This is a genomic window from Acinetobacter sp., assembly GCF_049284435.1.
Lineage (GTDB): Bacteria > Pseudomonadota > Gammaproteobacteria > Pseudomonadales > Moraxellaceae > Acinetobacter.
Genome location: NZ_JBAPXX010000013.1, coordinates 1 through 9,163, shown reverse-complemented (window position 1 = coordinate 9,163; position 9,163 = coordinate 1). Strand labels below are relative to the sequence as shown.

At 44.9% G+C, this 9,163-nt stretch carries 8 protein-coding genes; 3 read left to right on the top strand and 5 right to left on the bottom strand.

The features are described from left to right. Positions 1-1,705 (bottom strand): preprotein translocase subunit SecA (gene secA / locus WAK81_RS01140; RefSeq protein ID WP_422195340.1); only part of this gene is annotated, 1,705 nt, incomplete at its 3' end. A 332-nt stretch (positions 1,706-2,037) separates the two neighbouring features. Here secA and WAK81_RS01135 point away from each other — a divergent pair. Then, positions 2,038-2,679, top strand: coding sequence for a peroxiredoxin (locus WAK81_RS01135; RefSeq protein WP_422195339.1), 642 nt, complete (start codon positions 2,038-2,040; stop codon positions 2,677-2,679). A 328-nt stretch (positions 2,680-3,007) separates the two neighbouring features. Beyond that, positions 3,008-3,610: a dual specificity protein phosphatase family protein gene (locus WAK81_RS01130; RefSeq protein ID WP_422195338.1), complete on the top strand. Its 603-nt coding sequence runs from the start codon at positions 3,008-3,010 to the stop codon at positions 3,608-3,610. Here the strand turns inward: WAK81_RS01130 and WAK81_RS01125 are convergent. The 4 genes from WAK81_RS01125 to trpA are packed head-to-tail and all read right to left on the bottom strand — an operon-like array spanning position 3,607 to position 7,596. Next, a complete protein-coding gene (locus tag WAK81_RS01125; RefSeq protein ID WP_422195337.1) occupies positions 3,607-4,623 on the bottom strand; it encodes an SPOR domain-containing protein in 1,017 nt (338 codons plus the stop codon). The two genes, WAK81_RS01130 and WAK81_RS01125, sit on opposite strands and share 4 nt — an antisense overlap. Further along, the gene (gene folC / locus WAK81_RS01120) at positions 4,620-5,903 is read right to left on the bottom strand and encodes a bifunctional tetrahydrofolate synthase/dihydrofolate synthase (RefSeq protein WP_422195336.1); all 1,284 of its coding nucleotides are present in this window, start codon (positions 5,901-5,903) and stop codon (positions 4,620-4,622) included. Before folC ends, WAK81_RS01125 begins: the two co-directional genes overlap by 4 nt. Next, entirely contained in the window at positions 5,900-6,796 is an 897-nt protein-coding gene (gene accD / locus WAK81_RS01115) for an acetyl-CoA carboxylase, carboxyltransferase subunit beta (RefSeq protein ID WP_422195335.1), read from the bottom strand. Before accD ends, folC begins: the two co-directional genes overlap by 4 nt. Continuing rightward, positions 6,793-7,596 (bottom strand): tryptophan synthase subunit alpha, encoded by an 804-nt coding sequence (trpA, locus tag WAK81_RS01110; protein WP_422195334.1) that lies wholly within the window; start codon positions 7,594-7,596, stop codon positions 6,793-6,795. Before trpA ends, accD begins: the two co-directional genes overlap by 4 nt. A gap of 365 nt (positions 7,597-7,961) precedes the next feature. On the opposite strand from trpA, the gene WAK81_RS01105 reads away from it, so the two are divergent. Next, positions 7,962-9,163 (top strand): Na+/H+ antiporter NhaC family protein (locus tag WAK81_RS01105; protein ID WP_422195333.1); only part of this gene is annotated, 1,202 nt, incomplete at its 3' end.

Here is a 9,163-nt window from a genome sequence, read left to right as displayed (position 1 = left end):
ACTGGTTATCAATACGGCGCGATTCATGACGTTCAGAACCGATAATATGCAAACCACCCGAATCCAGCACCGATTGGTGACTGGCATCCCATTCCGCTTTCAGACGGGTTTCATCTTCAGCGGTTGGGTTTTCAATTTTAGCCAGCAATGCTTTCCAGTTACCACCCAACAGGATATCGGTACCACGACCAGCCATATTGGTGGCAATCGTCACTGCACGTGGTGCACCAGCCTGCGCAATAATATCGGCTTCACGTTCGTGCTGTTTGGCATTCAGTACTTCATGCTGGATCCCTGCCGCTTTTAGCTTATCCGACAGAATCTCAGAAGCTTCAATGGTGGCTGTACCAATCAGAATTGGTGCAACACCAGCTTCATGCACACGCTGAATTTCTTGAATAATCGCGTTATATTTCCCTTCACGATTTAAGTAAATTAAATCGTTATGGTCTTGACGAATCATTGGACGGTGGGTCGGAATCAGCACCACATCCAGACCATAAATTTCTTTCATTTCCGCTGCTTCAGTATCAGCAGTACCGGTCATACCAGATAATTTTTTATACAGACGGAAATAGTTCTGGAAGGTTGTGGTTGCCAGAGTCTGGTTTTCCGGCTGAATTTCCAGACCTTCTTTGGCTTCTACGGCTTGATGCAAACCTTCAGACCAACGACGTCCCGGCATGGTACGACCGGTATTTTCATCGACAATAATCACTTCACCATCGTTGATGATGTATTGGACATTGCGTTGATAGAGATAATGCGCACGGATCGCTGCAGTAACATGATGCAACAGATTCAGGTTCGATGCTGAATACAAGCTCTCGCCTTCAGCCAGCAAGCCCATCTCAATCAGTTCACTTTCAATGGTTTCAAAACCCACTTCAGTAATTTCAACTGAACGCTGTTTTTCATCAATCCAAAAGTGACCGCCATCCGGCACTTTCTCTTCTTTCTGTGCCTGTAATTTTGGTGGAATATTGTTGATGGCTGCATAAAGCTGTGAAGAATCTTCACTTTGACCAGAAATAATCAGTGGGGTACGTGCTTCATCAATCAGGATCGAATCGACCTCATCGATAATGGCATAGGTCAAACCACGCTGCTTTTTCTCAGCCAGCGAGAACACCATGTTGTCACGCAGGTAGTCAAAGCCAAATTCGTTATTGGTACCGTAAGTAATATCGGCACGATAAGCTTCGGCTTTTTCCATCGGATTTTGCATGGAATAAATAATGCCGATGCTTAGACCCAAAAATTCGAATAATGGACGGTTTAACTCGGCATCACGTTGCGCCAGGTAATCGTTTACGGTAATGACATGCACACCCTGACCACTGATGGCATTCAGATAACAGGCCAAAGTACCCATCAGGGTTTTACCTTCACCAGTACGCATTTCTGCGATTTTACCTTCATGCAAGGTAATACCACCGATTAGCTGCACGTCATAATGACGCATGCCCATCACCCGCTTCGCGGCTTCACGACAGACTGCAAATGCTTCAGGCAGTAATTTATCGAGGGTTTCACCCTTATTATATCGTTGTTTGAATTCTTCAGTTTTTGCAGATAAGTCTGCATCGCTAAGGGTAGATATCGTCGGCTCGAGCACATTAATCTTGTCTACGATTTTACGCATGCGTTTGAGTTCGCGCTCATTTTTGGTACCGAAGATTCCTCCGATCAGACTTGCCAACATGAATAGACTCTCTAAATCTTGCTTGTCAAATGAATATGTTCTTAGTCGTTATTATGGTGCTAGAAATTTGAACTACAAGGGTTTTGCTGTAAAACCGCTAAAAAAATCTGATCCTTGGTTCTAGCCCTAAGATCTAAGGCAAAGTAATGTAGCAAATTTTCCCTGTGCAACATAGTCAATTAAGTGACTGATTTTTGCGCTTCTGGATAGATGGATATCCCACTTATGCAATTTACTCATAAAGAAAGCAAAAAACACTATTTTTAATCATAAAAAAATTGATTCATATTAAATCGTATCTTGACATTAAAAGACCAATTGAGGCTAAAAAGATGAGTTTACGTCTAGGCGATACCGCACCGAATTTTGAACAGCAATCCAGTGAAGGCCTGATTAATTTTTATGATTTTCTGGGTGATAGCTGGGGAATTTTATTTTCACACCCGGCCGACTATACACCGGTATGTACCACTGAGCTTGGCTATACCGCAAAACTTAAAGATGAGTTTGCAAAACGTGGTGTTAAAGCCATTGCCTTGTCGGTCGATGATGTGGAGTCGCATCATGGCTGGATTAAAGATATCAATGAAACCCAGAACACCACGGTGAATTTCCCGATTATTGCCGATCAGGATCGCAAAGTTTCCGAGCTGTATGACTTTATTCATCCGAATGCCAGCGAAACTCTAACGGTTCGTTCTTTAGTGGTCATCGATCCCAACAAAAGAGTCCGTTTGATTATTACTTACCCTGCATCGACCGGTCGTAATTTCCATGAAATCTTGCGTGTCGTAGACTCCCTGCAACTCACCGATAGCCATAAAGTAGCCACGCCAGCAAACTGGCAGCATGGCGATGATGTGGTGATTGTCCCTTCACTGAAAGATGAGGAAGATATCAAGCAACGGTTTCCAAAAGGTTATACCGCGGTCACGCCTTACCTGCGCTTAACGCCACATCCTGAGCAAGGATAAGCAGAGCACTGCTCCGTCCTGAGGAATATATTCCGCAAGAAGACGAGAAGCTATGCTTCGAGTAATAATTAAAGCACTGCTTTAGTTGTTCTCAAGGCAAGCGAAGCGCGTAGTTATAAATAAAGCTTTGCTGTAGGGGTTCGTAAGACAAGCGAATTAAAGAATAAGAGAAATTCTATTTTCCAGATTTTATGCTTTATCGAATACGATATTGACGTGCCACGAATTCGATTTGTTGATACAGCCTATCTTTGGATAGGCTTTTTTATATTCAAAATCTCATATCCACTTTAAACTTGAAATAACAAAAACCACATCTATGCTCTGTATGAAAATCTGCATATTTCCAATCCTGATGAGCTGCCTCCTGACAGGTTGTATGACTACACCCACTCTGCCTGAGCAGCAACGTCCTCAGCATTGGGGACAGCCCATTCATCAGGATCATAATTTTCATCAAATCAGCAATTTTGTCTATCGTAGTGAGCAGCCTTCAACTGAACTCATTCCTTTATTAAAGCAGCATCAAATCGATGTGGTTATTAATTTACGTTCACGGGATAAAGACAGCTTTGTTTTGAGCAATGAAAACTTTCAGCTGCATCATGTACCCATACATACCTGGGCAATTGATCGGGAAGATTTATTGAAAGTTATGCTACTGATTAAGCAAGCACAACAAAATCATCAAAAGGTGCTCCTGCATTGTTATCACGGTTCAGACCGAACCGGTGCAAGTGTCGCCATGTACCGGATTATTTTTGAACATTGGCCAATTGAGCAGGCACTACAGGAAATGAAACATGGCGGTTATGGCTTTCATGCCATTTGGCGCAATATTGAAAATCTATTCACCCCTGAAAATGTAAAATGGCTTCGCGAGCAACTCACGAATCCATCTACAGAAACTTTGGTTAATGTAAAGAATTAACGCTTATCCAGCGGCACCCAATCGTTCACCCAAGCTGATTTCATATTAAGGCTGGCATCAGACACAATTTTCTTACGGAGTGCATCCGCAGTCTCACGGTCTTTAGACGGACCCACCATGATACGTACACCTTTAGAAGTTGAGCTTTTGGTCACTTTATAACCTTTTGCACGCAGTTTGGCTGCTACAGCATCTGCATTGGCTTCATTCGCTGCCAGTGCCACCTGCACCATCCATTGCTTGTCCTCTTCACCTTCCAGTAACTTACGTGCCTGTTCAGCTTCTGCTTTCTTCTTGGCTTCTTCGGCTTTACGCTTTTCGTCAGCTTTACGTTTTTCCTCTGCAGCTTTACGTTCAGCTTCTTTCTTTTCAGCTGCTTTACGCTCTTCCTCAGCTTTACGTTTAGCTTCAGCCGCCTTACGTTCTGCTTCGGCTTTTTGCTGTTGCTCTAACTTGCGTTTTTCTTCAGCGGCTTTGCTTTCAGCAGCTTTACGCTCTGCTTCTTTCTTGGCTGCATCAGTAGAACTATTGGCTTTTTGTTGGTCCAGCTGCTGCTGGGCTAACTTTTTTTCTTGCACCGCTTTTTCTTCAGCCAGACGTTTCTGCTTGGCCTGTTCATCTTCAACCAGTTCTGGTGGAATATTATCCGAACTTTGTTGTCCCAAGCGATGTGCATTTAGGGCAGCGTATTCTTCAGCTGCTTTACGCGCAGCATCTGCTTCAGCCTGCTGTTGCATCGCTAAAAATTCGGCTGCACGCGCCTCCTGTTCTGCAACAGCTTTTTCCCGATCACGACGTTGCTGTTCAAGTAAACGCTTTTCTGTTTCCACATCGACCGTCAAAGAACCGAGCGAATGATTGCCTGTCTCTTTATTTTCAACTTCCGCAGCCTGTGCCGGATTTTGCTGACGGTCCTGATTGATTTCATCTTGGCCTTTCAGGAGTAATGCTGCCAATAAAACACCACCACCGAGTAAAACAACACCGCCCATCCAGCGCTGTTTGTTATTCATTGACATTCTTCCAAATACTCCCATACCGCTTCTAAGGTATGAAATGATCCACATACCAAAATCAGCTGATTATTATCTGTTTGATCCAGTGCTGATTTAAAAGCTAATTTTACATTGTCAAATTGTTCTACCGCCTCACCGCTTAAAGCATCAGCCAAAACTGTGACTTCTGCCGCACGTGGGACGGATAATGGTGCAATTTTCCACAATTGAACCGTGTCTTTCAATAACTTGACGACAGAATTTATATCTTTATCTACCAGCATTGAAAATACACAAATGACTTCATTATATTTTTGATTGTAATTTAAATAATCTCGTAATTGTTTTAGCAGAAATTCCACCCCATGCGGGTTATGTCCTGCATCAAAAATCACGGTTTTATTCTGAATTTGACGAACTTCAAAACGTCCCGGCAATTTTGCCGTTTGAATCCCTTGTGCAATCGCCTGCTGACTGACGTTTAATCCGCTCAGCAGAATGGTAGCCACAGCGGTAGAAATATTATCTAACGCCAGTGAACCTGTTGGGAGCTTTAAGGTCGTACCTGAAGAAGCAAATGCCCAGCTTTGCCCATCTTCAAAGGCTTCATAGAAATAATCACGGTTGATTGCATACAAAGGTGCATTGCATTCTTGGGCTTTATCCAGAATCGCTTGCGGGATCTGTTGCTGCCCACCAAAGATCACTGGAATATCCGGGCGAATAATTCCGGCCTTTTCAAAAGCAATTTTCTCGATGGTGTCACCAAGCCAGTCGGTATGATCCAGACCAATATTGGTAATCACCGCAACATCCGGATTGACCACATTGACCACATCCAGACGACCACCCAAACCGACTTCCAGCACCCAGACATCACAGCACTGATCTTTAAAAATCACAAAGGCGGCCAGTGTGGTGGCTTCAAAGAAAGACAGGCTCAAACCGCATTCGCGACGAGCCTGATCAACCTGAACAAAAGCATCAATCAGCAACTGATCTTCCACTTCAGTGCCGCGTAATTTCACGCGTTCATTGAAACGGTACACGTGTGGAGACTGATATAGCCCGACCTTGAAGCCTTGCGCATTCAGAATCGCGGCCAGTGTAGTGGTGGTCGAACCCTTACCATTGGTTCCTGCAACCGTCAGCACTTTGGCTGCCGGACATGTTACTCCCAGCTTTTCAGCCACAGGAATGACACGTTCCAGACCTAAATCAATACCCGTAACGTGAACATGGCTCCAATAATCGAGCCATGTGTTTAAAGAATCTGTTGCTAAGGGTGCTGTGTTCAATGCAAATTCATCAACTTCGTAACGATACGATAAACTGTATCACGTAATGCATGACGGTGAACAATCTGATCGATTACCCCATGATCAAGCAAATATTCCGCGCGCTGGAACGGCTCTTCCAGTTTTTCACGTACGGTCTGTTCGATTACACGTTTACCGGCAAAGCCAATCATGGCTTTCGGTTCTGCAAGATGTACATCACCTAGCATCGCCAATGAGGCAGTCACACCACCGTATACCGGATGAGTCAGTACCACCAGATAAGGCAGACCCGCTTCTTTTAAACGCTGGATCGCAGCCGAAGTACGCGCCATTTGCATCAGGGACAACATGCCTTCCTGCATACGTGCACCACCCGAAGCAGCAAAGCAGATCAAAGGCTGACGGGCTTCAATTGCACGTTCTGCCGCCTGAACAAAGCGGTCACCGACCACAGTACCCATAGAACCGCCCATGAAATCGAATTCAAACGCACAGGCAATCATCGGTACGCCTTTCAGCAAACCTTGAATCACCACCAGTGCTTCAGTTTCACCGGTTTTCTTTTGCGCTTCAGCCATACGGTCTGGATAGGCTTTGCTATCGACAAATTTCAGTGGATCTTTGGCTACAAACTCCTGACCCAATTCTGTTTGTACCTGATCAAAGAACCAGTTCAGACGCTCACGGGCTTTCATGCGCAAATGTTCATCACATTGCGGACATACATAGGCATTGAATGACATGGCAGTACGGGTCACCAATGCATGACATTCAGGACACTCAATCGTAGGCTCGGTAAATGTCGCTTTATACGCTGTTTGCTCATCGGGTACCTGAATGCCCGGAACAGTACGCTCCGTCCATGGGGTCGATGGGCTCAGAATTTTGCCTGATTTCAGTTGTTGACTCATACTAACTCATCGAGCGCTGCTCGAAGCTCCTTGACTTTATTCACCGTCGCAATAACGGCTTGTTCTGGTTCGAGCGTTGCAAACTGCTTTACAAACGCACTACCCACAATAACTGCATCGGCAGCAACACCCATCGCTTTCGCAGATGCAGCATCACTGATACCGAAACCTACGCCTACAGGAACATCAGTCACAGCTTTAATCTTTTGAATGCGTGCAGCGGCTTCAGAAACATCTAAAGTTGCTGCACCCGTCACGCCTTTCAGTGACACATAGTAAATAAAGCCGCTGGCCTGTTTTGCTACATGTTGAATACGTGCATCGGTTGAAGTTGGTGCCAGCAGGAAAATCTGATCCATGTCATATTTTTCCAGTACTTCACCCAGACTTTGTGCTTCTTCTGGTGGCAAGTCCACTAGCAGCACACCGTCTACTCCACATTCATAGGCATAAGCCACAAACTTTTCATAGCCAATTACTTCAACCGGATTCAGATAACCCATCAGCACCACCGGTGTTTCGCGGTCTTTCAAGCGAAATTCTTTCACCATATGCAGTGCATCCAGAGTATTGGTCCCACCTGCCAGAGCACGTTCGGCAGCTAGCGCAATCACCGGCCCATCTGCCATCGGATCTGAGAAAGGAAGTCCCAGCTCAATCACGTCGACACCCGCTTCCACCATCTCATGCAGCAAAGGCACCGTGACTTCTGGATGCGGATCACCCGCCATGACATAAGAAACTAAAGCTTTACGCTGTTGAGATTTAAGTTGTCCAAATCGTGTGGCTAAACGTGACATAGAGAGGTATTTTCCTTAACGTGTTTCAAACTTGAGACATTGACTATGTAGAAATACAAGACATCGCATTGTAACGCTATTTTTTGTCCAATGAACAGTCTGCAATACCGACCTCGAGTACTTCATTTCCTGCGCGAAGATTTCAAAACAATTCGGAAGGGTCTATTTACGATTATTTTGATTTTTTTCACAATGATCAAAGATGCCTAATTTTGCTATTACCTAAAATCCTGAATATTTAGATAAACTTATTTTTATTATGTAAAAATTAATAAAAATGCAGATGTTAGCGCATTCATTTAAAGTTTTCTGAAATAGCAAAACCTGCTTTATACTAGTCCTATTCTCTTACTTTTTTATCTCCTATGCAGACTGATTCTGAGGCTACAGTGCAGGCACGCGCCATTGCACTGCTGCCGCTTATTGTATTTTTAACCCTGTTTTTGGGTAGCGGGATCTATCATTCCCTGATCGGAACCGAGTTCGCGTTCTATCAGGTGAAAGCGCCTGTGGCTGCCCTGCCTGCGATTATCTTGGCTGCATTAGTGTATCGCGGCAAACTCAACCAAGGCATTGAGGAATTCCTCAGAGGTGCCAGTCATCCGAACTTAATTCTGATGTTTATGGTATTTATGCTGGCAGGTGCTTTTGCCAGCGTCAGTAGCGCCATTGGCAGTGTGGATGCCACCGTGCAGATGGGCTTGTCGGTTATCCCACCCACATTTATTCTTCCGATGTTATTTGTGATCTCGGCCTTTATTGCCACGGCGATGGGTACCTCCATGGGCACGATTGCAGCCTGTGCGCCGATCGCTTTTGGTTTTGCCGAGGTCACCGAGATCAATGTAGTTTATGCGGTTGGTGCGGTCGTTGGTGGTGCCATGTTCGGTGACAATCTTTCAATGATCTCGGATACCACCATTGCTGCAACTACTAGTCAGGGCGTACAACTGCGTGACAAATTCAGAGTCAATGTCTGGATTGCGGTTCCAGCCTCAATCGTCACTATTTTGATTTACGTATTGAGTACCGGTAGTAGCAATGCAGTGGAATACAAGGATTTTAATTGGCTTCTAGTCTTACCTTATATCGCCGTATTTATTTTAGCCTTTAGTCGTTTACACGTTCTGGCTGTACTGACCATTGGGGTGCTACTTTCCGGCTTGTTTGGCCTGTTTGCCACAGCTGAATTTGATCTGCTCAAACTGAATACTTCAATTTACGATGGCTTTGTCGGCATGTTTGAAGTGGCATTATTGTCAATGTTTCTGGGTGGCCTGTCGGCAATCATGCAACGTGAAGGCGGTTTACGCTGGCTGATCGAGCGCATTTATAGCCTGACCCGTCTGTTTAAAGTCGGTCAGCAACGTGCCGGCGAAATCGGGATCAGCTTCCTGGTAGTATTCTCAAATATCTTTGTGGCCAATAATACCGTGGCGATTATTCTGTCGGGTGATATGGCACGTGAAGTGGCTAAAGAATACGGCGTGGATCCAAGGCGTTCTGCGGCACTGATGGATATTTTCTCTTGCGTTGTACAGGGTTTAATTCCTTATGGCGCACAGTT